The sequence below is a fragment of the Streptomyces sp. NPDC051105 genome (assembly GCF_040682795.1).
Taxonomy (GTDB): domain Bacteria; phylum Actinomycetota; class Actinomycetes; order Streptomycetales; family Streptomycetaceae; genus Streptomyces.
This window is the reverse complement of the sequence record NZ_JBFBBR010000005.1, coordinates 19,603-40,379: the sequence shown is the minus strand read 5'-3', so window position 1 is coordinate 40,379 and position 20,777 is coordinate 19,603. Positions and strand designations below refer to the sequence as shown.

The window sequence follows — 20,777 nt, the reverse complement described above, 5'->3', positions numbered from 1 at the left end:
CGGCGACAACACCGGTATGCGTGTCGTCATCGTGACCGAATCCTTTCCCCCCGATGTGAACGGCGTGGCCCACTGCGCGCTCCAGACCGCCCGGCACCTCGTCGATCGCGGTCACGCTCCCCTCGTCGTCGCTCCGGCTCCCGCCCCCGGAAACAGGCTCGCCGCGGCCGCCGCGCCGTGCCCTGTCGTCCACGTCCCCTCCCTTCCGCTCCCGGGCTATCCCCAGGTCCGCGTGGCTCTCCCCAGCCGCAAGCTCGCCGCCGCACTGATCGAGCACCGCACGGACGTCGTCCACCTGGCCAGCCCCTTCATCCTCGGCGTCCGCGGCATGGCCGCCGCCGCCCGGCTCGGCATCCCCGCCGTCGCCGTGTACCAGACCGACCTGGCCGGATATGCCCGGACCTACGTGGGCGCCGGGGAGGCGGCCGCCTGGCGGCGGATACGGTCCGTCCACGGCGCCGCCGACCGCACCCTCGCTCCGTCCACCGCGTCGATCGGCGACCTGGAGTCGCACGGGGTTCCCCGGATCCAGCTGTGGCAGCGTGGCGTGGACACCGTCCGCTTCCGCCCCGAGTTCCGCGACGAGGCGCTGCGCCGAGAGATCGCCCCGAACGGCGAGGTCATCGTCGGCTACGTCGGCCGCCTCGCCCCCGAGAAGCAGGTCGAACTCCTCGCCGGGGTCTGCGGCCTGGAAGGCGTCAAGGTCGTGATCGTGGGCGACGGGCCGAGCCAGGTCCACCTCACCGAGGCCCTGCCCGGCGCGGTCTTCCTCGGCCGCCGCACGGGCCACGACCTCGCGCGGATCTTCGCCTCGTTCGACGTCTTCGCGCACACCGGCCCCTTCGAGACGTTCTGCCAGACCGTCCAGGAGGCCATGGCCAGCGGTGTCCCGGTCGTCGCGCCCGCCGCCGGCGGCCCGATCGACCTGGTCGACCACGGCCGCACCGGGTTCCTGGTCCCGCCGCGCGACGCGGGCGCCGTCCGTGAGGCCGTGGCCTCACTGGCGGCCGATCCCGCGATGCGGGCCGGCTTCGGCGCCGCCGCCCGCGCGACCGTCGAGGGCCGCACCTGGGCCGCGGTCGGCGACCAGCTCATCCAGCACTACGAGGACGTGCTCGCGGCACGCCGGCCGGTGGTGGCGGCATGAGCGCCTCGTCGTCGGCACCCCTGCGCATCGTCCGGCTGGCCAACTTCGTCGCCCCGTCCTCCGGCGGCCTGCGCACCGCCCTGCGCGAACTCGGGAAGGGTTTCGTGGCCGCCGGTCACGAAGCGGTCCTGATCGTGCCCGGCGAGCGCTACTCGGACCGGGTCGAGGAGCAGGGCCGCGTCATCACCCTGCCCGGCCCGATGCTGCCCGGCACCGGCGGCTACCGCGTCCTCGTCGACAAGACACGCGTGCAGACCCTCCTGGAGCACCTCGCCCCGGACCGCCTGGAGGTGTCCGACCGCACCACCCTGCGCTGGACCGGCCGCTGGGCCCGGCGCGCCCGGATCCCCGCCGTGATGGTCTCCCACGAGACCGCCGACGGTGTCCTGCGCACCTGGGGCATGTCCGAGAACATGTCCCGGCGCACCGCCGACGCCCTCAACATCCGTACGGCGCACACCTACGCGCGCGTGGTGTGCACCACCGAGTTCGCCGAGCGCGAGTTCATCCGCATCGGCGCGCGCAACGTCGTACGCGCCCCCCTGGGCGTCGACCTGACCGGCCGCCACCCCTCGATGCGCGACCTCGACCTGCGGGCGCGGTACGCCGGCCAGGACGAGGCACTGCTCGTCATGTGCTCGCGGCTGTCCGTGGAGAAGCGGCCCGGCACCGCCCTCGACGCCGTGGAGGCGCTGGTCCGGCGCGGCCGCCGGGTGATCCTGGTCGTCGCCGGTGACGGGCCGCTGCGGGCGCGTCTGGAACAGCGCACGCGGGAGCGCAGGCTGCCGGTGACCTTCCTGGGGCACGTCTCCGACCGGGACACCCTGGGCGCGCTGCAGGCGTCCGCCGACGTGGCCATGGCGCCCGGCCCCGCCGAGACCTTCGGGCTCGCCGCCCTGGAGGCCATGGCCTGCGGGACGCCCGTGGTCGCCAGCGCCTCCTCCGCGCTGCCCGAGGTGATCGGCTCCGCGGGAGCCACCGCCGCCGACCGCGGCGAGGCCTTCGCCGACGCCGTGGAGATGCTCCTGGAGCGACCCGGTCCCGAGCGCAGGGAAGCGGCACGCGCGCGTGCGGAGTGCTTCGGCTGGGGGACGGCCGTGGAGGCCTTCCTCGCCGCGCACGACGCGTCGGTGCTGTGCCGTCGTGACGAGAACGGAACGACGGAATCGATCCGTCGTGTCGTGCCGGAGGGCGTGGCATGAGAGCGGTTCGCTTCGTGGCCCTGGGGGACTCGCTGACCGAGGGCGTGGGCGACCCCGCCGGCGACGGATGGCGCGGCTGGGCCGCGCTGCTGTCCGGCGGTCTCGCCGCGAAGGACGTGGACTTCACCAACCTCGCGGTCAGCGGGGCGCAGACCCGGGACGTGCTGGAACGCCAGACCCCGGCCGCACTGGACCTGCGCCCCGACATCGTCGCCGTCGTCATCGGCGTCAACGACACCCTGCGCTGCACGTTCGACATCCACGCGGTGGCCGAACGACTCGACAAGGTCTACGCGGCCCTGACCGCGCAGGGCGCGACCCTGCTCACGGCGTGCCTGCCCGACCCCGGCTCGATGTGGGGACTCCCGGGCGCCCTGTCCCGCCCCCTGGCCCGCCGGGGGCGTGCGGTCAACATGGTGGTGCACGCCCTGTCCGAGCGGTACGGGGCCGTCCATCTGCACGCGGCGGAGGGTGCCTGGCTCACCGACCGCGAGATGTGGAGCGCGGACCGGCTGCACCCGGGCGAGCGCGGGCACCGGCAGCTCGCCGTCCGCTTCCACGCCCTGCTCGCCCCGCTGGGTATGGCGACGGGTACGGCGCCGTCCCCCGAGCCCGAGTTCCCCCCGCCGACCAGGAAGGCGAGTCTGTTCTGGCTGGCCACGGCCGGTACCGCCTGGGTGATCAGGCGGTGCCGCGACCTCCTGCCCCAGCTGCTGCGGCTGGCCATCGACGAGATGCGGCACCGCCGGAAGGGCACCAGCGCCCGCCTGGACCTGAGCGCGTCCGCCGCCGTGTCCGCCGCGCTGGCCGCCCTCCAGCCGCCGGAGCGGCCCGCCGACGCCGCGTGAGGACGAGGACGTCACGCGCGGACGACGGCGTCGGCGGCGGCACGCGGACTGGCGCCGGCGGTGACACGGCGGTGCCGGATGAGGCCGTCACGGCGGCTCAGCGACGGCGTACGGCCACGAAGCGGACCGGGACGCCCGGGACCGCCTGGGCCGCCGCCGGGAGGTCGGCGGCGCGGACCACCGCGATCACCGGATAGCCGCCGGTCGTCGGATGGTCGGCCAGGAACACCACCGGACAGCCGTCCGGCGGCACCTGGACGGCGCCGAGGACCATGCCCTCGCTGGGGAGTTCACCGGAACGGGCCCGCTCCAAGGCGGGCCCTTCCGTGCGCAGCCCGATGCGGTTGCTCGCCGACGACACGCGGTACGCGCGCGAGGTGAACGCCCGGACGGCCGCGGGCGTGAACCAGTCGGCGCGCGGGCCGAGCGTCACCCGCAGCACGAGCTCCGTGGGCGGGGACGGCTGCGGTGCGACGTCCACGCGCGCGTGCGGGCCCACCGGAGTGCCCAGCGGCAGCACCGTGCCGTCCGCCAGTGGAGCCGGCCCGAGCCCGGAGAGCAGATCCGTGGCCCGGCTGCCCAGGACCGGCTCGACGGCGATCCCACCGGAGACGGCCACATAACTTCGTACGCCGCGCCGGGCCGCCCCCACTTCCAGCAGTTCCCCGGCCGGAACCAGCACGGGCGCGCCCCACGCGGCCGGGCGCCCGCCCACCGCGACCGGACCCTGCGCACCCCCGACCGCGACCACCACTGCCGAACGCGGCCGCACGGCACACCCGTTGAGGGTCGTCTCCAGGACGGCCGCGTCGGGGGAGTTGCCGACCAGCCGGTTGACGAGCGCCGCGGCGGGCGCGTCCAGCGCCCCCGAGCGGGGTACCCCGAGATGCGCGTACCCGGGGCGTCCGCGGTCCTGCACGGTGGTCAGCGCTCCGGCTCGTACGACGACGAGCGCACGGTCGGTCATACGCCCCTCACCGGTACGAACCGCACGCGCGCACCCGGGGTCAGCAGCGCGGCCGGCACCCGGGTGTGGTCCCACAGCACTGCCTCCGTCGTTCCGATCAACTGCCAGCCGCCCGGCGAGGAACGCGGGTACACGCCTGTGTACGGCCCGGCCAGCGCCACCGCGCCCGCGGGCACCGCCGTGCGCGGAGTGGCGCGGCGCGGCACGTCGTAGCGGGCGGGGAGCCCGGTGAGATAGCCGAAGCCGGGGGCGAAACCGCAGAAGGCGACCGTGAACTCGGTTCCCGCGTGGATGCGGGCCACCTCCCGCTCGGGCACCCGCCAGTGGGCGGCCACCTCGGCCAGGTCCGGACCGTCGTAACGCACGGGCAGCTCGATCGCCGCACGCGGGCGTGGAGGAGTGGGCGGGATCTGCGCGGCGGCCAGTTCGGCGGCCCAGCGGGTCGGGTCGTCGAGGCCGTCGAGCAGGACCGTGCGGGCAGCCGGCACGATCTCGCGGGCCCTCAGCGAGCCTTCCGCACGCCGCCGCGACAACTCGGCGTGCAGGGCCTGAGCCTCCACGCCGGAGCCGACCTCGACCAGGAGGCCGTCGTCACCGACGAGATGGGTTGTCATCGTCATGGGCGTGGCGGCCTCGGTCGTCGAACTCGTGTTCATGCCGGGGCTTGTGTCCACGCTCGTGTCAGTGTTCGTGCTCGTGCTCGTGCTTTCGCCAATGCCCATGCCCGTGCCCCCATGCCCCTGCCCATGCTCGTGCTCATGCGAAGGCCGCTACGGTCACGCCCGCCTCCGTGAGCCGCGCGCGCACCCTGCGGGCCAGCTCCACGGCGCCCGGGGTGTCGCCATGCAGGCAGAGTGAGCGGGCGCGTACGGCGATGCGCGCGCCGGAGTGCGTGGTGACCGCGCCGGAGCGTGCCAGCTCCACCGAGCGCTCCACGACCGCCTCCGGGTCGCTCACCACCGCACCCTCGCGCCCGCGCGGGACGAGCGTGCCTTCGTCGGTGTACGCGCGGTCCGCGAACGCCTCCGTGACGGCCGGCAGCCCCGCCTTCCCGGCCTGCTCCAGCAGCCGCGAGCCGGGCAGCCCGAGGACGGGCAGCGAGGCGTTCGCGAGGAGCACGCCGTCGACCACCGCGGCGGCCTGCTCCTCGTCGTGCACGACCCGGTTGTAGAGCGCGCCGTGCGGCTTCACGTACGCCACGCGCGCGCCGGCCGCGCGAGCGAAGACCTCAAGGGCACCGATCTGGTAGGCCACCTCAGCCGCCAGTTCGGCGGACGGCACGTCCATCGCGCGCCGTCCGAACCCCGCCAGGTCCCGGTAGGACACCTGGGCGCCGATCGTCACCCCGCGCCCGGCCGCCAGCTCGCACACCCGCCGCATGGTGGCCGCGTCCCCGGCGTGGAAGCCGCAGGCCACGTTGGCGCTGGTGACGACGGACAGCAACTGCTCGTCGTCGGTGAGCCGCCAGCGGCCGAAGCCCTCGCCGAGGTCGGCGTTCAGATCGATCGAGGTCATGGATCCGGTGTCTCTCGTGTCAGGCGACGCGGTACTGCTCGTCGCGGGCGTCGGTGATGAACATCTGGCCCGGTGCGTGCGTGATGGCGAACGGCGGCCGGGAGGCCGTCACCACCGCCTGCGGGGTCACCCCGCAGGCCCAGAACACCGGGATGTCGTCGGGGCCGGCGTCCACCGGGTCCCCGAAGTCGGGTCGGCCGAGATCGTCGATGCCGAGCGCCGAGGGATCGCCGCAGTGCACGGGGCCACCGTGCACCGCCGGGAGCCGACTGCTCTCCTGGATCGCGACCGACAGACGCTCCGCCGGGACCGGGCGCATCGAGACCACCAGCGGCCCGCTCAGCCGCCCAGCCGGACGGCACGGGCGGCTCGTCACGTACATCGGCACGTTCCGGCCCTGCTCGACATGGCGGATCGGCACACCCGCCTCGGCCAGCGCCCACTCGAACGTGAAGCTGCACCCGAGCAGGAACGACACCAGATCGTCCCGCCAGTAGGCTCTCGCGTCCGTCGGCTCGTCCACCAACTCCCCGTCCCGCCAGACCCGGTAGCGCGGCAGGTCGGTGCGCAGGTCCGCGCCGTCCGCGAGCACGGTGTCGGTGGCGCCGGCGTCGGTGACGTCGAGCACCGGGCAGGGCTTGGGGTTGCGCTGGCAGAACAGCAGCATCTCGTACGCCCAGTCGGCGGGCACCGAGACCAGGTTGGCCTGGGTGTGGCCGGCCGCGACCCCGGCCGTGGCGCCCGTGAGGCCCTCCCGGAAGCGGTCCCGGGCGGTTTTCGGGCTCCACGCGTGCGCGTGCTCGTCGGCCAGGGTGACAGGGCGGTCTTCGGTACGGTTCACGCCAGTTCCTTCCCGCGCGTCTCCGGCAGCCCGAACAGGGCCAGGGCGGCGAGCCCGTACCCGGCCGCGCCGAAGATCAGCGCGCCGCCCACGCCCCAGCTGTCGGCCAGGAAGCCCACCAGGGTCGGGAAGACCGCGCCCACCGCGCGGCCCGCGTTGTACGTGAAGCCCTGCCCGGTGCCGCGCACCGCCGTCGGGTACAGCTCGCTCAGGTAGGAACCGAAGCCGCTGAAGATCGCCGACATACAGAAGCCGAGCGGGAAACCGAGCACCAGAAGCGTGGTGTTGGCGCCGTCCGGGATGTTCGCGTACGCCAGCACACAGACCGCCGACAGCACCGCGAACAGCCAGATGTTGCGGCGCCGGCCCAGCCGGTCGGTGAGGTATCCGCCGGTGAGATACCCGAGGAAGGCCCCCGAGATCAGGAAGGTCAGATAGCCGCCGGTGCCGACGACCGACAGCCCGCGCTCGGACTTCAGATACGTGGGGATCCAGGTGGCCAGCGTGTAGTAGCCGCCCTGGACACCCGTGGACAGCAGGCCCGCGAAGACCGTGGTGCGCAGCAGACCCGGCGCTTCGGCCGTGGCCGGACGGAAGATCGCGGCGAACGAGCCGCGCCTCGGGCTCTGTTCACGTACCGCGACCGCCTGCGGAGCGTCGTGCACCCGGCGGCGCAGCCACACCACGAGCAGCGCGGGAAGGGCGCCGGTCCAGAACATGACCCGCCAGGCCAGGTCGTCGCCGACGAACGAGAAGACCGTCGTGTAGACGATCACGGCGAGTGCCCAGCCGACGGCCCAGGAGCTCTGGATCGCCCCGAGTGTGCGGCCACGGTGCCGGGCGCTCGCGTACTCGGCGACCAGGATCGCGCCGACCGCCCACTCGCCGCCGAAGCCGAGGCCCTGGAGGGCGCGGAACACCAGCAGCGTCTCGTAGTTGGGTGCGAAGCCGCAGGCCACGGTGAAGACGGCATAGGTGATGACCGTGATCATCAGGGCGCGGACCCGGCCGACCCGGTCCGCGACGACGCCCGCGGCGGCGCCGCCGACCGCGGAGACCACCAGGGTGACGGTGGTGAACAGGCCGGTCTGGCCGCTGTCCAGGCCGAAGTAGGCCGCGAGCGCGACCATGCTCAGCGGCAGGGTGAAGTAGTCGTACGAATCCAGTGCATATCCGCCGAAGGCGCCGGCGAACGCGTGCCGGCCGCGCGGACCGAGGGCGCGCAGCCAGCCGAACGCGCCGTCCTCGGCGGTGCGTTCACCCTTGCCCGGGTGCGCGTCGGAGGTCAGGGCCTGCGGTGGAGGAGTCGTGCTCATGGGCACCTCGCAGAAGCATGGAGAGGGGACGGAGGGTGCGGGGACTGAGCCGTGCGGTGCCGTGCCAAGGTGAGCGTGCTGAGCACCGTAGAGGATCGTTCAACGATCCTTCAATACCCGCGTTGTTTCGTTCCTGTGTCTGCGGTTGAATTCCGGGCATGGCAGAGCAGCTGACGGGACTGGCCGACGACCGTGCCCTCCTCGGGCGCACCAGCACCGCCGAACGGGTCTCCGACATCCTCAGGAGCCGGATCGCCGACGGGTATTTCCCGCCAGGCGCCCGCCTGTCGGAGGACGGCATCGGCGGCGCGCTGGGCGTCTCCCGCAACACCCTGCGCGAGGCGTTCCGGCTGCTCACCCACGAACGCCTGCTGGTCCACGAACTCAACCGGGGGGTCTTCGTCCGGGTCCTGACCGTCGAGGACGTCGAGGACATCTACCGCACCCGGTCCCTGGTCGAGTGCGCCGTCGTACGTGGCCTCGGCGAGCCCCCGTACGCCCTGGACGGTCTCTCGGCGGCGGTCACGGAGGGCCGCCAGGCGGCGGCCGGAAATGACTGGAAAGCAGTGGGTACGGCCAATATCCACTTCCACCGGGAACTGGTCGCCCTGGCCGGCAGCGAACGCACCGACGAACTGATGCGCAGCGTCTTCGCCGAACTCCGCCTCGCGTTCCACATCGTCGACGACCCACACGCCCTGCACGAGCCGTACCTGGCCCGGAACCGGGAGATCCTGCAATCCCTGGAGGGGGGCGACAGGCGCGGTGCGGAGCGACTGCTGGAGACGTACCTCACTGATTCACTGGAGCGAGTGGTGGAGGTCTACCGCCGCAGGGTCGGAGAGGACCTGACTCCGTAAGGGGGCAGTGCCCCGTCAGGCGCGCGGGGCTGTGTTGGATGTGCGGCTACCGTCGCGTGGGCGCGATCGACCCCCACAGACCCGCACCCGAAGAACCGGCCTCGGGCCACCCGGCCCCGCCGCCGGAGCCACCCGCGTCGTTTGGGCCGTTGTCAGACCAAGGACCTAGTCTGTGCACCGTGACTTCGCCTGCGACGACGGACAGCGTTCCGCCCCAGCTCAGCGCGGGGCCGCGCCCCGCACCGGGCCCGGCCGCCGACGAGGGGCTGGCGCGGCGGCTGCGCGCGCTCGCCTGCACCGCGCCGCTGCACGACCTGGACACGCGCAAGGCGAACCTCGCGGGCGAGTACTCGGTCTACGGCATGGCCGAGGTGGCGCTCTCGGCCATCGACCTGGTCACCCTGAACATGGACTTCGACACCGGCGCGGACCACGAGCAGATCGTCGCCCGGCTGATCCCGCGCATCTCCGCCCAGACGCCTCACCGCCCCGTCGCCGAGCACGAGCGCGTGGCCCGCTGGGTCCTGGAGAACCTGATCAACGTCGGCAGCGTCGACCGAGGCTTCCGCGCGGTGTACGGCACCTTCGCGCCCGACGGGTCGTATGTCCGCCGGGACTACGACTTCAAGCTGATCGAGGAGGTGCCCGGCCCCGGCGGCACGGTGTATCTCCGGACCACCGACGAGGCGGTCAACGTCCTGGTGGGCGCCCTCGACACGGACGTCACCAGCGCCCAGATCGCGGCCGAGGTCAAGCTGGAGGTGCTGATCAACCGCGGCCGCCTCGCCGACGCCCAGCTCGCCGCCGAGCAGGCCCGCTACCGGACCGTGCAGTACTCGGAGACCCTGCGCCGCGCCCTGGACGCCACCCGGCGCAACGTCCGCGCGGTGGACTGGCTCAACGCCGTCCCCGACATGATCGCCGAGGCCCTGGACCACGTAGCCGACCGCTACCGGCACGAGAACGCGATCCTCACCAACATCCGCAAGGCCCGCGACGAGACCGAGGACCCGGAGAACAAGCGGCGCGCCGCCGAGCTCGTCGACATCGTCAAGGACTGCATCCGGCGCCACACGCAGTTGCAGTCGCGTCTGCTGGAGGCCGGGCCGCTGTTCCGCGCGGAGCAGGACCGGCAGGCGTTCGCGACGCCGATGACGACGTCGGGGACAGACCTGTACGGCCACCTCTTCGCGCCCCTGCTGCCGTTGCCGCTGGAGCAGGCGAGCCGGGTCACCGGGGCGTTCTTCGCGCGCGGGACCGGGCTGCGGACGCCGGTGTCGGTGCGGGTGGGCGACCTCGTCGACATACTGCTGACGCCGCCCGTGGAGCGCGAGCACCTGGGTGCGGAGATGCCGGAGCCGGACCTGATCGCCACGCCGGACGACAGCCGCTTCAGCGAGGAGCAGCTGGCGGACGCCATGCGGTTGCTGGACCTTCCGGCCGACGCGCCTCGGCGGTTGTCGGGGTTGCTGGCGGAGGCGCGGCGGGTAGGGGGCGAGGACCTGGCGTACCTGGTCGCGTTGCTGGCCGTGCACGCCGCCAGCCCGGCCGTGGGCACGGCCTACCGGCAGGGTGAGCAGAAGCTGCTGTTCGCGGTGGACGACGGCACGGAGCTGGACGACCCCGGCTTCGGCGGCGCCGATCTGATCGTCGGGACCGCTTTGCTGGATGCGGTGGGGATGGCTGCGGATCGGACCGAGGCCGCGTGATGTTGTGCTGCCGGTGCGGGCCTGTGGGGGCTGGTGGTGCCCACACGGCGGCAGCCGCACGTCCAACGCAGCCCCGCGCTCCTGACGGGGCGTTTGCGCCGACCCCTGTTTTCAAGCTCAAGGAGTTGTCCTCGTGAACGAGTACGTTGAGGCCGACGCGTCCGCCGCGCCGGCCAACGCTGCCGTCACGCCCGCCGACGCCGCCGACGCGGCTCGGCTCGTCGCCTTCGGGCTGCAGCCCAAACTGCAGCCCGCGCGTGATCAGGAGTACACCGAGCTGCTGCGGCGCTACCGGGAGGACCCGGCGTTCGCGCGGCTCGCGGATGCCGTGGCCGCCGGGCTCGGGCTGGTGGTGCTGGAGGTGTCGCCCCGCGCCGGGATGGCCGTGACCGCCGCCGAGGACTCGGTGTTCGCCGTTCGCATGGGCGACTACGCGCGTCGTACATCCGCGGACGGCAGCGACCGGTTCCTGCACGGGCTCGCGCATCTCGCCGTCGCCGCGCTGGCGTTCCCGCGCCCCGAGGACCTGGCCGACGACGGCTACATCGGGCGGATCACGGTCAACGGCGTCGACGCCTTCGTCCGGCAGGCCTGCCGCCGCCTGGAGGAGCGCGCCGACGAGCTGGGCGAGAACACCGACCCGGCCACCGACGCGCCAGGCCTGGAGGCCGCCTGGCGGATCTGGGCCAGACGCAGCGCTACCGGCGCCACCAAGGACGCCCGCCGGCTGGCCGGATCCACCACGGGCATCATCGGCAAGGCGGTCGTCTTCCTCACCGACTCGGGATTCCTCCAGCGCACCGGCGACGACCAGGGCGGCACCTACCGCACGACGGCCCGCTACCAACTCCAGGTACGGGACATGGCCGGCAGCGCCGCCATGGCCGAACTGCTGGAACTCGGCGTCGTCCCGGTCACCGACGGCACGGCCAGCCTGCTGCCCGCCGACGACAGCGACGACCTGGTCGCCGACGCCGGACTGCCGTTCCACTCCTGACCGTCCAGCACCCCACGCACCTTTCCCCAGACTTACGAGAGTCCGCCATGTACGAGCTGTCCCGGGTCCGCCTCTACTCCATCGGGCCCGCCGGTGCGCGCTACGCCGACACCGTGCTGGACCTGCGGGGCGTCGGCCGGCCCGTGCCCGACCCGGCCCCCACCCAGGCGGAGTTCTTCGAGGAGGAGCCGGTCGGTCCGCCTCGCCGCCCCGCGCCCGCCGGCGTGCTCTTCCTGGAGAACGGCGGGGGCAAGTCGGTGCTGCTCAAGCTGATCTTCTCGGTGATGCTGCCGGGCCACCGCAACACCCTCGGCGGCGCCAGCTCGGGCGTGCTGCGCAAGTTCCTGCTCGCCGACGACTGCGGGCATGTCGCCCTGGAGTGGCAGCACACGCTCACCGGTGAGTGCGTGGTCGTGGGCAAGGTGAGCGAGTGGCGGGGACGGCAGGTCTCCAACGACCCGCGGAAGTTCGCCGAGGCCTGGTACTCGTTCCGTCCCGGGCCCGGACTCTCCCTGGACAATCTGCCGGTCGCCGAGTCCACCGCCGTACGGCCGCCCGTGGAGGGCGCCTCCGGGGCGCAGGGGCGGCGGCGCACCATGAAGGGCTTCCGGGACGCCATCACCGAGGCGGGCAAGGCGTATCCGCATCTGGAGGTGCACTGGGAGGAGATCCACGACCGCTGGATCGAGCACCTCGGCGACCTCGGCCTGGACCCCGAACTCTTCCGCTACCAGCGGGAGATGAACGCCGACGAGGGCGAGGCCGCAGGTCTGTTCGCGGTCAAGAAGGACTCCGACTTCACCGACCTGCTGCTGCGGGCCGTGACCGACACCCGGGACACCGACGGGCTCGCCGACCTGGTCGGCGGTTTCGGCCACAAGCTGGGGCGGCGCGCCGAGCTGATCGCCGAACGGGACTTCACCGCCGGGTCGGTGGACCTGCTGGGGCGGATCGTCGAGGCGGCCGAGGCGCGGGCACGCGCGCGTGACATCCACGCCGGCGCAGAGCGCCGTACCCGCACGCTCGCGCGCCGGCTGTCCGCGCGGGGCGCGCAGGAGCGGGTGCGCGCCGCCGACCTCGCCCAGCGCGTCACGGCCGCCGCGTCCGCCGTCACGCACTCCGAGGGCGCCCGCGAGCGCAGCGCGCTGATCGCCGCCGAACTCGCCTACCGGCACGCCTCGCTGGCACTGGCCGCCGGTGAGAAGTCCGCAGCCGGGCAGAAACGCGAGCTGGCCGACGCCCGCACCCTGCACTCGGCCTGGCAGGCCGCCGAAGCCGTGCTGCGCCACCGCGCCGCCGCCGACCGTGTCGCACGCGTGGCCGCCGCCATCCAGGACGCCGAGCGGGACGCGGCGCCCGCGCTCGCCGCCCGCGCCAAGGCCGCCGTCGATCTCGTACGGGCTCTGCACGCGGCCGCCGGGAGCGCGGAACACCTCGCCAACGAGGAGGAGGAGCGCTCCGCCGCCCTCCAGGAGGTCAGCGACTCCGCCTACCGGGACTCGACCTCCGCCGCCACCGAAGCGCAGCGTGCCCGCAGCGAGATCGGGCATCTGCGCCAGCGCCTCAGCGAGGTCGAGCAGGAGACCGCTGAGGCCGTCCGCGCCGGCTGGCTCGACGACAGCGCGCCGGACGCCGACCCGGCCCGCGCCGCCCTCGCGGCCAGCGACGCCGAGAAGACCGCCGTGGCCGCCTGGGACACCGCGCGCGAGGCCTCCCGCAAGGCGTCCGAGCACGCGCGCGAGGCAGCCTCCGCCGAGTCCCGCGCCGAACTCACGGCCGCCCGCGCGGCAGACGCGGCGACCGCCGCCGAGCGGACCTACGACGCGGAGAAGCGCCTGGCGGAGGCCCTGGCGGCGGAGGAACGGCTCACCGAACTGCTGGGCCTCACCGGTTCGCGTACGACCATCCCCCGGCCCCGGGGCGAGGGCGCGGAGGACGCCCTCAGCGCCGAGGAAATTGACCGGTTCGCCGACGAGTTGCGCGAGCTGCTCGACGACGCCGTCGGCTCCGCCGAACGGCACCTCTTCGAACTGCGCACCGCTGCCGCCGACGACTCCCGGATCCTCGGCGCCCTGGGCGACGGCGGGCTGCTGCCGCCCGGCCCCGACGTGCTGGCCACCGTCGAGTACCTCGGCGAGCACGGCATCCCGGCGCTGCCCGGCTGGCGCTATCTCGCCCAGGCCGTCGACCCGACGGACCACGCCCGCGTGCTCGCCGCCCGCCCCGAACTCGTCGACGGCGTCATCATCACCGACCCCGACACCCACGCGCGGGCCCGTGCGGCGCTCGGCGAGGCCGCCCTGCTGCCGCGCTCCGCCGTCGCCGTCGGCACGGCCGCGGCCCTGCTCGCGCCGACCCCGGCCGTCGACGCCACCCCGGGCGACGTGTTCCTCGTACCGCCGAACCCGGCCATGCACGACGAGCACGCCGCCGACGAGGAGCGGCAGGCGCTGCGCGCCCGGGCCACCGAGCGGGACGAGGAGATCCGCATCCTCGCCGCCCGACTCGGCAGGGACCGCGAGCTGGCCGCGCGGCTCGCCTCCTGGCGCACCGGCTGCCCGGCCGGGCGGCTCGTGGAACTGGCGCAGACCGCGCGGGAGGCGCGCGCGTTCGCCGACGAGGCCGAGGCCGAACTGGCCGAGGCACGGACGGTGCGGGCCGAGACCGAGGAGACGGCGGCCGAGACCGCCCAGGTGCGCGACGAACGGCAGGAGGCCGCTCAGAAGGCGCGGCGCGCCGCCGACGCCCTCGCCGGCCTCGCGTTCCGGCTGCGCGAGCGGGCCGGCTGGCAGGTCAAGCTGCGCGAACTCGCCGACGAGGCCACCGAGTCGGAGGCCCGCGCCCAGACCTGCCTGGAGCGCGCCCGCGCCGCCGACGAGGACCGGCGCGGCGCCCAGCGTGCCGCCGACGACGCACGCCGCACCGCCCGGGCGCTACGCGCCGAGCGTGCCGAGATCGCCGGCGCCCCCGACGACGTACCGGAAGCCGACGAGGACGCCCCCAAGTCCTCGCTGCCCGCCCTGCGCGAGGCCTACCGGGCCGCCTCACAGGTGTACGAGAAGGTCGGCGTCGGCGCCGATCTCCGTGCCGAGCAGGCCCGTTCGGAGAGCGACGAGAGCGCCGCGCTCGCGGAGCTGGAACGGCTGACCAACAAGGTCCGCACCCGCGCGGAGCAGCTGCTCCAGTCGCCCGACGGTTCCGACGGGCCCTCCCGGCAGGCCGCCGCCGCCCGGGCGGAGGAGCTGGTACAGCTCCTGGAGACCCGGATGTCCACCGCGAGCGAGCAACTCGGCCGGCTGCGCGGCGAGGCCGAGCGGCACGCCCCCGAGGACGGCGAGGCACACACCGAGCTGCCCGAGGAGCTCCAGCCGCGTGACGCCGAACACGCGCAGGCCCTGCTGCGCACCGCGACCGCCGAACTCGCCGCCCGCACCGAGGCCCTGACCCAGGCCCGCGCCGCCCACACCGAGTTGCTGGACGCCCACCGCGCGGCCGAGGACGCGGCCGGCGGTTTCGACGAGATCGCCGCGATGCTCCGCGACCTGCTGCGCGAACACGCCCCCGAGGAGGAGCAGGAGGAGCCCGAGCCCTACCCCGGCACCTTGGAGGAGGCCCGGCAGTCCGCCGCCGAGGCCCGCCGGTCGCTGCGCGGCTGCGCCGGTGACCTCTCCGCCGCCGAGTCCGCCGTACGCGAGACGAGTGATGTGCTCGTACGGCACGCCAATTCCACACGGTACGAAGCGGTCCGGACGCCCGCGCGGCAGCAGATCCGTGAACTGCCCGCCTCCGCACTGCCCGAGCACGCCCAGAAGTGGGCGGACGCCTTCGCGCCCCGGCTGCGGGTGCTGACCGACGAGTTGGCCCAGCTGGAGCGCAACCGCGATTCGATCGTGGACCGGCTGCGCGGGCTCGTCGAGTCGGCCCTCGCGACCCTGCGGTCGGCCCAGCGGCTGTCCCGGCTGCCCGAGGGACTCGGCGAGTGGTCCGGGCAGGAGTTCCTCCGCATCCGCTTCGAGGAGCCCGACCAGGCCACGCTCACCGAACGGCTCGGTGAGGTCGTCGACGAGGCGACCCGGGCGGCCGTGAAGAAGAACTCCGACCTGCGACGGGACGGAATGTCCCTGCTGCTGAGGGGGGTTGGGGCGGCCCTGCAGCCGAAGGGGGTCGCCGTCGAGATCCTCAAGCCGGACGCCGTGCTGCGCGCGGAGCGGGTGCCGGTGGGCCAGATGGGGGACGTGTTCTCCGGTGGGCAGCTGCTCACCGCGGCCATCGCCCTGTACTGCACCATGGCCGCGCTCAGGTCCAACGACCGCGGGCGCGACAAGCACCGGCACGCGGGGACGCTGTTCCTCGACAACCCCATCGGACGGGCCAACGCGACCTATCTGCTGGAACTCCAGCGCGCCGTGTCGGACGCGTTGGGCGTGCAGCTGCTGTACACGACCGGTCTGTTCGACACCACCGCGCTGGCCGAGTTCCCGCTGGTCATCCGATTGCGGAACGACGCCGACCTCAGGGCCGGGCTGAAGTACATCAGCGTGGAGGAGCACCTGCGGCCCGGGCTGCCGCAGCAGCCGCACGCGGGGGAGGCCGGGCACAGCGAGATCACGGCGACCCGCATGTTCAAGAGGCCCTCGCCCTGAAGTTCTCAATCGGCCGCGGGCAGGGCCCCCGCCCTGCAAGGGTGGGGGCCGGCCTCAGGGGTGGGACAGCCGCCCGGTGCTGCCGCCATGCCGCCGTATCCGCTCCTGTTCGCGCTCGGCGGCCCGCTGCTGCCGCCGGGCCGCGCGCCGCTCGCGGCGGAGCGAGCGTGCCGTGCTGCTCGGCTCCGAGATCACGCCGTTGCGCTGGTTCCACACCTGACGGGTCACCAGGACGTCCACCGCGCCCCAGGTAGCGACCACCGTGCTCGCCACGCTGCTGATCACCATCGGGAACGCCAGCCAGGACTCCGCCATCGTGCAGAAGAACGCCACCATGGCCTGGATCAGCGTGACGGCGATGATGATGAGCGCCCGCACCGCCGACGTACGCACCGGATCCGGCATCCGGTACCGCTTGGCGGGCTCCTCCACCCACAACGGCCGGTACCGCGCCTGCTGTTGCGTGCGCGCCAGCGCACCGGAGAGCCCCTCGTCGCCGAGGCGCGGCGAAAAGCCGCCGTCCGGCGCCTCGGGCCCCGGACGCACCGTCGAGCGAGTCGCCGTGCCGTCCTCGGGCGCCAAGCGCCGCTGAGCCGTCCCCATCAAGGTGTCACTCCCCACCGCCGACAGACCCCCTCGCACCGGTGTCCGACGACCCCGGCTCCCCAGTGGCTGCCCGGCTTGCGCTGTTTTACGCTGCCCGGATGCGAGATACGGCTCCTGTGGCTGATTTCGCACCCCTCGCCCATCAACAAGGACGAACGAACTCGCCCGATGATTCCCAACCAGTGAAAATTTCCGGCCAACTGATCCTTCGTGTCGTTCCCGCCCCCACACACGCGAAGTCGGCGCGATCGTGGTGGCAATCTCCCGCAATGCCCGGACATCTCTCCCTGTCAGTTCCCCATGTCCCGGCCCCCAGGCGGAAGTTCATCGTCCGGACGCGTCTTCGAGTTATCCATGTGGCGGTAGTAGGCTCGCGCCGTTTGTTGACGTACATGTGTACCCCCGGCCGGCGGGGGTCGAGCTGGGGGAGGCCATGCGCTTTCGCGGGAAGTCGATCCGCCGGAAGATCGTGGCGCTGCTTCTCGTGCCGCTGGTGTCTCTGACGGCCGTCTGGGGCTTCGCGGCCGTGCTCACGGGGCGTGAGGTCACCCAGCTGTTCCAGGTGTCGCACATCGTCGAGGACATCGGCTACCCCACCGAGGACACCGCCCGCGTTCTCCAGCAGGAACGCCGGCAGACCCTCGTCTATCTCGCCGACCCGCGCGCCGCCGACGCACTCGCCGCCCTGCACCGCACCCGCGCCGCCACCGACCGCGCTCTCGCCGAACTGAGGAAGAACGCCGGGAAGCAGGACGCCCGCGACGGCATGAGCGCCGACGACGCCGAACACCTCACCGCCGTGCTGGACGCGTTCGACGGCATCGACGCCCTGCGCCGCAGCGTCGAACAGGGCACCGTCAGCCGTGCCCAGGCCCTCGACCTCTACAACCGCGTCGTCGACCCCTGCTACACGCTGCTCGCCTCCCTCGGCGGGATCGACGACGTCGAGATGGACAAGCAGGCCCGGGCCCTCATCAACATCACCCGCGCCCGCGAAATCCTCTCCCGCGAGGACGCTCTGCTCGGCTCCGCCCTCGTGGTCGGGAAGATCTCCCGCGCCGAGGCCCGGGAGATATCCGACCTCGTCGCCCAGCGCACCCTCCTGTACGACATCAACCTGCCGCTGCTGCCGTCGTCGGAACGCGACCGCTTCGACCGCTTCTGGAAGAACGCCACGACCGCCCCGCTGCGGACCGCGGAGCAGTCCGTGATCGACGCCGGATCCGGTGTGCCGAACGACGTCAGCGCCAGGAGCTGGGACACCGCCGCCGGCAATGTGCTCGACGAACTGCGCACCCTCGACGACCAGGTCGGTGACCGCTACCAGGACCGCATCCGGCCCGTCGCCGTCTCCGTGATCGTCCAGGCGGCTGTCGTCGGTGTCCTGGGCATGGTCGCCGTGATGTTCTCGCTGGTCGTGTCGGTCCGGGTCGGCCGAAGCCTCATCCGCGACCTGCGGCTGCTGCGCCAGGAGGCGCACGAGGCCTCCGGGGTCCGGCTGCCGAGCGTGATGCGCCGGCTGTCCGCGGGTGAACAGGTCGACGTGGAGACCGAGGTCCCGCGCCTGGAGTACGACAGGAACGAGATCGGCGAGGTCGGCCAGGCCCTCAACACCCTGCAGCGCGCCGCCGTGGAGGCCGCCGTCAAGCAGGCCGAACTGCGCTCGGGTGTCTCCGAGGTCTTCGTCAACCTGGCCCGCCGCAGCCAGGTCCTGCTGCACAAGCAGCTCACCCTGCTCGACACCATGGAGCGCAGGACCGAGGACACCGACGAACTCGCCGACCTCTTCCGCCTCGACCACCTCACCACCCGCATGCGCCGGCACGCCGAGGGCCTGGTGATCCTCTCCGGCGCCGCCCCCTCGCGGCAGTGGCGCCGCCCCGTCCAGCTGATGGACGTGGTGCGTGCCGCCGTGGCCGAGGTCGAGGACTACGAGCGCATCGAGGTCCGCCGGCTGCCCCGGGTCGCCGTCACCGGCCCCGCCGTCGCCGACCTCACCCACCTCGTGGCCGAACTCCTGGAGAACTCCACGGTGTTCTCGCCGCCGCACACCGCCGTTCAGGTCCTCGGTGAGCGGGTCGCCAACGGCTTCACCCTGGAGATCCACGACCGGGGTCTCGGCATGGCGGCCGAGGCACTCCTCGACGCCAACCTGCGGCTCGCCGAGACCCCCGAGTTCGAACTCTCCGACACCGACCGGCTCGGCCTGTTCGTGGTCAGCCGCCTCGCCCAGCGCCAGAACGTCCGGGTCTCCCTCCAGCCGTCCCCCTACGGAGGCACCACCGCCGTCGTCTTCATCCCCGACGTACTGCTGACCGACGACATCCCCGATACCAACGGGCTCGGCTTCCGCCTCGACCGCGAGCGGCCCGCCTCGGAGACCGAACCCGAGGAGAGCCGCGCCACCACCCGGACCCAGATGTCGGCGCAGCGCCCCGGGCTGCCGACCGCGCTGCTGGGCGGACCGGTCGAGCTGGAGGCACCCGTCGACCTGGACGCGCTGGACGACTTCCCGGGCGCCCTCACCGAAGAGGACAGCGAGCGCGGCGGTCTGTTCCGACCCCGCCGCTCCCTCGCCCGCGCCGACGACGACACCGCGCCCGTCGTCAGCGAGCTGCGTCAGCCCGCCTCCGACACCGCGGACGGCTCCCGCTACGAGCGTCCCGGTGGCCCCCTGCCGCTGCCCAGACGGAGTACGCCCAAGCTGGTCAGCTCGCACGGCAAGCCCGTCACCGAGCAGCGCTCCCGCCGCGCCGAACCGGACGACCGGGACCCGGCGGACGCGGGCCGGCCCGAACCGGGCGGACTCGCCCCGCTGCCCTCCCGCCGCCGCACCGAGCCGTCCCAGCAGCGCACCGGCGGCCCGGCCGACGGCGTCCAGCCACGCACGGCGCCCGAGGCCGGCGGCCCGGACGAACCCTCCGGGCCGGCCGCCCTGCCCCGGCGCACCCGCCGCTCCGCGATCGCCTCCGGCAGCGGCACCGACGACTCCGTCCCGCCCCTCGGCAGCACACCCCCGGAGGCCGCATCCGGCACCCGGCCGCTGCCCAGGCGGGTACGGCAGGCCAACCTGGCCCCACAGCTGCGACAGGACCCCGCCCGAGCCGCCGGGCACGAGCCGGAGCCCGTCGAGCGCGACGCCGACGAGGTCCGCAGCCGCATGGCCTCGCTCCAGCGAGGCTGGCAGCGCGGCCGGGCGGAGAACACCGCGGGCGACGGGTCCCGGGACGGCACAGCACAAGGAACGAAAAAGGGGGACGGTCGATGACCGATCCGAAGGCGACCGGCCACACGGCGACGAACAAGGGCGAGCTGAACTGGCTGCTGGACGACCTGGTGGACCGGGTCGCCAGTATCCGCAAGGCCGTGGTGCTCTCCGGCGACGGCCTGGCAACCGGTGTCTCCAAGGACCTCACCAGAGAGGACGGCGAGCACCTGGCTGCCGTGGCCTCCGGCTTCCACAGCCTCGCCAAGGGCGTGGGCCGACACTTCGAGGCCGGCAGCGTCCGGCAGACCGTCGTCGAGCTCGACGACGCCTTCCTGTTCGTCACCGCCGCCGGCGACGGCAGCTGCCTGGCCGTCCTCTCCGACGCCGACTCCGACGTCGGCCAGGTCGCGTACGAGATGACCCTCCTGGTCAAGCGGGTCGGCGTACATCTGGTGTCCGCTCCGCGCACCGATCTGCCCTCGGGCGGGTAGTGGGATGACATGAGCGGAGACGGTCAGGGAAGAAGTCACTGGTTCGACGACGAGGCCGGACCGGTCGTCCGTCCGTACGCCATGACGCGGGGCCGCACCACCAGTGCGGCCCAGCACCGCCTCGATCTGATCGCGGTGGTCGTCACGGAGGCCCACGCGGACGACCCGGAGGACGACCGGACGCTGTCCCCGGAGCACGTGGACATCGTCGAGCTGTGCCGTGACACCCCGCAGTCGGTCGCCGAACTGGCTTCCGGACTCGATCTGCCCGTCGGAGTGGTCCGGGTCCTCATCGGCGACCTCGTCGACGGGGAACTCGTCCATGTCAACCGGCCGGTCCCTCCGGCCGAGCTGGTGGACGAGAGTATTCTGCGCGACGTGATCAACGGCCTCCGGGCGCTGTGACCGGCGCGGATGCGGAGAAGTG

Annotated in this window: 16 protein-coding genes; 10 read left to right on the top strand and 6 right to left on the bottom strand. The window is 73.4% G+C overall.

The features are described 5' to 3' along the window. Window positions 1–16 precede the first annotated feature (16 nt). From AB0N16_RS13770 to AB0N16_RS13760, 3 genes are read left to right on the top strand one after another with little or no spacing between them, the layout of a single operon-like run. On the top strand, window positions 17–1,147 hold the full coding sequence (locus AB0N16_RS13770) for a glycosyltransferase family 1 protein (RefSeq protein WP_365796278.1): 1,131 nt from the start codon (window positions 17–19) through the stop codon (window positions 1,145–1,147). Further along, entirely contained in the window at window positions 1,144–2,349 is a 1,206-nt protein-coding gene (locus AB0N16_RS13765; RefSeq protein WP_365796276.1) for a glycosyltransferase, read from the top strand. Before AB0N16_RS13770 ends, AB0N16_RS13765 begins: the two co-directional genes overlap by 4 nt. After that, on the top strand, window positions 2,346–3,197 hold the full coding sequence (locus tag AB0N16_RS13760; protein ID WP_365796274.1) for an SGNH/GDSL hydrolase family protein: 852 nt from the start codon (window positions 2,346–2,348) through the stop codon (window positions 3,195–3,197). Before AB0N16_RS13765 ends, AB0N16_RS13760 begins: the two co-directional genes overlap by 4 nt. Before the next feature lie 97 nt (window positions 3,198–3,294). On the opposite strand, the gene AB0N16_RS13755 is transcribed toward AB0N16_RS13760, so the two are convergent. The 5 genes from AB0N16_RS13755 to AB0N16_RS13735 form a co-directional block, all read right to left on the bottom strand. Further along, a complete protein-coding gene (locus AB0N16_RS13755) occupies window positions 3,295–4,164 on the bottom strand; it encodes a biotin-dependent carboxyltransferase family protein (RefSeq protein ID WP_365796272.1) in 870 nt (289 codons plus the stop codon). Next, a complete protein-coding gene (locus AB0N16_RS13750) occupies window positions 4,161–4,778 on the bottom strand; it encodes an allophanate hydrolase subunit 1 (RefSeq protein WP_365797105.1) in 618 nt (205 codons plus the stop codon). Before AB0N16_RS13750 ends, AB0N16_RS13755 begins: the two co-directional genes overlap by 4 nt. Window positions 4,779–4,920: 142 nt before the next feature. After that, window positions 4,921–5,679, bottom strand: a complete 759-nt coding sequence (locus tag AB0N16_RS13745; protein ID WP_365796270.1) for a 5-oxoprolinase subunit PxpA — start codon at window positions 5,677–5,679, stop codon at window positions 4,921–4,923. Between the two features lie 19 nt (window positions 5,680–5,698). Further along, window positions 5,699–6,520, bottom strand: coding sequence for a putative hydro-lyase (locus AB0N16_RS13740; RefSeq protein WP_365796268.1), 822 nt, complete (start codon window positions 6,518–6,520; stop codon window positions 5,699–5,701). Continuing rightward, window positions 6,517–7,836, bottom strand: coding sequence for an MFS transporter (locus tag AB0N16_RS13735; RefSeq protein ID WP_365796266.1), 1,320 nt, complete (start codon window positions 7,834–7,836; stop codon window positions 6,517–6,519). The genes AB0N16_RS13740 and AB0N16_RS13735 overlap by 4 nt, the downstream gene beginning before the upstream one ends. 158 nt (window positions 7,837–7,994) lie before the next feature. On the opposite strand from AB0N16_RS13735, the gene AB0N16_RS13730 reads away from it, so the two are divergent. From AB0N16_RS13730 to AB0N16_RS13715, 4 genes are all read left to right on the top strand, one after another. After that, on the top strand, window positions 7,995–8,696 hold the full coding sequence (locus AB0N16_RS13730) for a GntR family transcriptional regulator (protein ID WP_365796264.1): 702 nt from the start codon (window positions 7,995–7,997) through the stop codon (window positions 8,694–8,696). Window positions 8,697–8,875: 179 nt separating this feature from the next. Next, window positions 8,876–10,405, top strand: a complete 1,530-nt coding sequence (locus tag AB0N16_RS13725) for a hypothetical protein (protein ID WP_365796262.1) — start codon at window positions 8,876–8,878, stop codon at window positions 10,403–10,405. A 133-nt stretch (window positions 10,406–10,538) separates the two neighbouring features. After that, on the top strand, window positions 10,539–11,402 hold the full coding sequence (locus tag AB0N16_RS13720) for a hypothetical protein (protein ID WP_365796260.1): 864 nt from the start codon (window positions 10,539–10,541) through the stop codon (window positions 11,400–11,402). A 47-nt stretch (window positions 11,403–11,449) separates the two neighbouring features. Further along, window positions 11,450–16,045: a hypothetical protein gene (locus AB0N16_RS13715; protein ID WP_365796258.1), complete on the top strand. Its 4,596-nt coding sequence runs from the start codon at window positions 11,450–11,452 to the stop codon at window positions 16,043–16,045. Window positions 16,046–16,099: 54 nt separating this feature from the next. On the opposite strand, the gene AB0N16_RS13710 is transcribed toward AB0N16_RS13715, so the two are convergent. Beyond that, entirely contained in the window at window positions 16,100–16,648 is a 549-nt protein-coding gene (locus AB0N16_RS13710; RefSeq protein ID WP_365796256.1) for a hypothetical protein, read from the bottom strand. Between the two features lie 436 nt (window positions 16,649–17,084). Here AB0N16_RS13710 and AB0N16_RS13705 point away from each other — a divergent pair, with 436 nt between their 5' ends. From AB0N16_RS13705 to AB0N16_RS13695, 3 genes are read left to right on the top strand one after another with little or no spacing between them, the layout of a single operon-like run. Next, on the top strand, window positions 17,085–19,919 hold the full coding sequence (locus tag AB0N16_RS13705; RefSeq protein WP_365796254.1) for a nitrate- and nitrite sensing domain-containing protein: 2,835 nt from the start codon (window positions 17,085–17,087) through the stop codon (window positions 19,917–19,919). Further along, complete coding sequence (locus AB0N16_RS13700) at window positions 19,916–20,350, top strand: roadblock/LC7 domain-containing protein (protein ID WP_365796252.1); 435 nt, start codon at window positions 19,916–19,918, stop codon at window positions 20,348–20,350. The genes AB0N16_RS13705 and AB0N16_RS13700 overlap by 4 nt, the downstream gene beginning before the upstream one ends. A 9-nt stretch (window positions 20,351–20,359) precedes the next feature. Beyond that, window positions 20,360–20,755, top strand: a complete 396-nt coding sequence (locus AB0N16_RS13695; RefSeq protein ID WP_365796250.1) for a DUF742 domain-containing protein — start codon at window positions 20,360–20,362, stop codon at window positions 20,753–20,755. Window positions 20,756–20,777: the final 22 nt, after the last annotated feature.

What these genes read in the sequence shown, in the direction of transcription:
- AB0N16_RS13730 (WP_365796264.1), top strand. Translation starts at nt 7,995, where the DNA reads ATGGCAGAGCAGCTGACGGGACTGGCCGACGACCGTGCCCTCCTCGGG.
- AB0N16_RS13705 (WP_365796254.1), top strand. Translation starts at nt 17,085, where the DNA reads ATGCGCTTTCGCGGGAAGTCGATCCGCCGGAAGATCGTGGCGCTGCTT.
- AB0N16_RS13750 (WP_365797105.1), bottom strand. Translation starts at nt 4,778, where the DNA reads ATGACAACCCATCTCGTCGGTGACGACGGCCTCCTGGTCGAGGTCGGC.
- AB0N16_RS13755 (WP_365796272.1), bottom strand. Translation starts at nt 4,164, where the DNA reads ATGACCGACCGTGCGCTCGTCGTCGTACGAGCCGGAGCGCTGACCACC.
- AB0N16_RS13760 (WP_365796274.1), top strand. Translation starts at nt 2,346, where the DNA reads ATGAGAGCGGTTCGCTTCGTGGCCCTGGGGGACTCGCTGACCGAGGGC.
- AB0N16_RS13700 (WP_365796252.1), top strand. Translation starts at nt 19,916, where the DNA reads ATGACCGATCCGAAGGCGACCGGCCACACGGCGACGAACAAGGGCGAG.
- AB0N16_RS13770 (WP_365796278.1), top strand. Translation starts at nt 17, where the DNA reads ATGCGTGTCGTCATCGTGACCGAATCCTTTCCCCCCGATGTGAACGGC.
- AB0N16_RS13695 (WP_365796250.1), top strand. Translation starts at nt 20,360, where the DNA reads ATGAGCGGAGACGGTCAGGGAAGAAGTCACTGGTTCGACGACGAGGCC.
- AB0N16_RS13710 (WP_365796256.1), bottom strand. Translation starts at nt 16,648, where the DNA reads ATGGGGACGGCTCAGCGGCGCTTGGCGCCCGAGGACGGCACGGCGACT.
- AB0N16_RS13765 (WP_365796276.1), top strand. Translation starts at nt 1,144, where the DNA reads ATGAGCGCCTCGTCGTCGGCACCCCTGCGCATCGTCCGGCTGGCCAAC.
- AB0N16_RS13745 (WP_365796270.1), bottom strand. Translation starts at nt 5,679, where the DNA reads ATGACCTCGATCGATCTGAACGCCGACCTCGGCGAGGGCTTCGGCCGC.
- AB0N16_RS13715 (WP_365796258.1), top strand. Translation starts at nt 11,450, where the DNA reads ATGTACGAGCTGTCCCGGGTCCGCCTCTACTCCATCGGGCCCGCCGGT.
- AB0N16_RS13735 (WP_365796266.1), bottom strand. Translation starts at nt 7,836, where the DNA reads ATGAGCACGACTCCTCCACCGCAGGCCCTGACCTCCGACGCGCACCCG.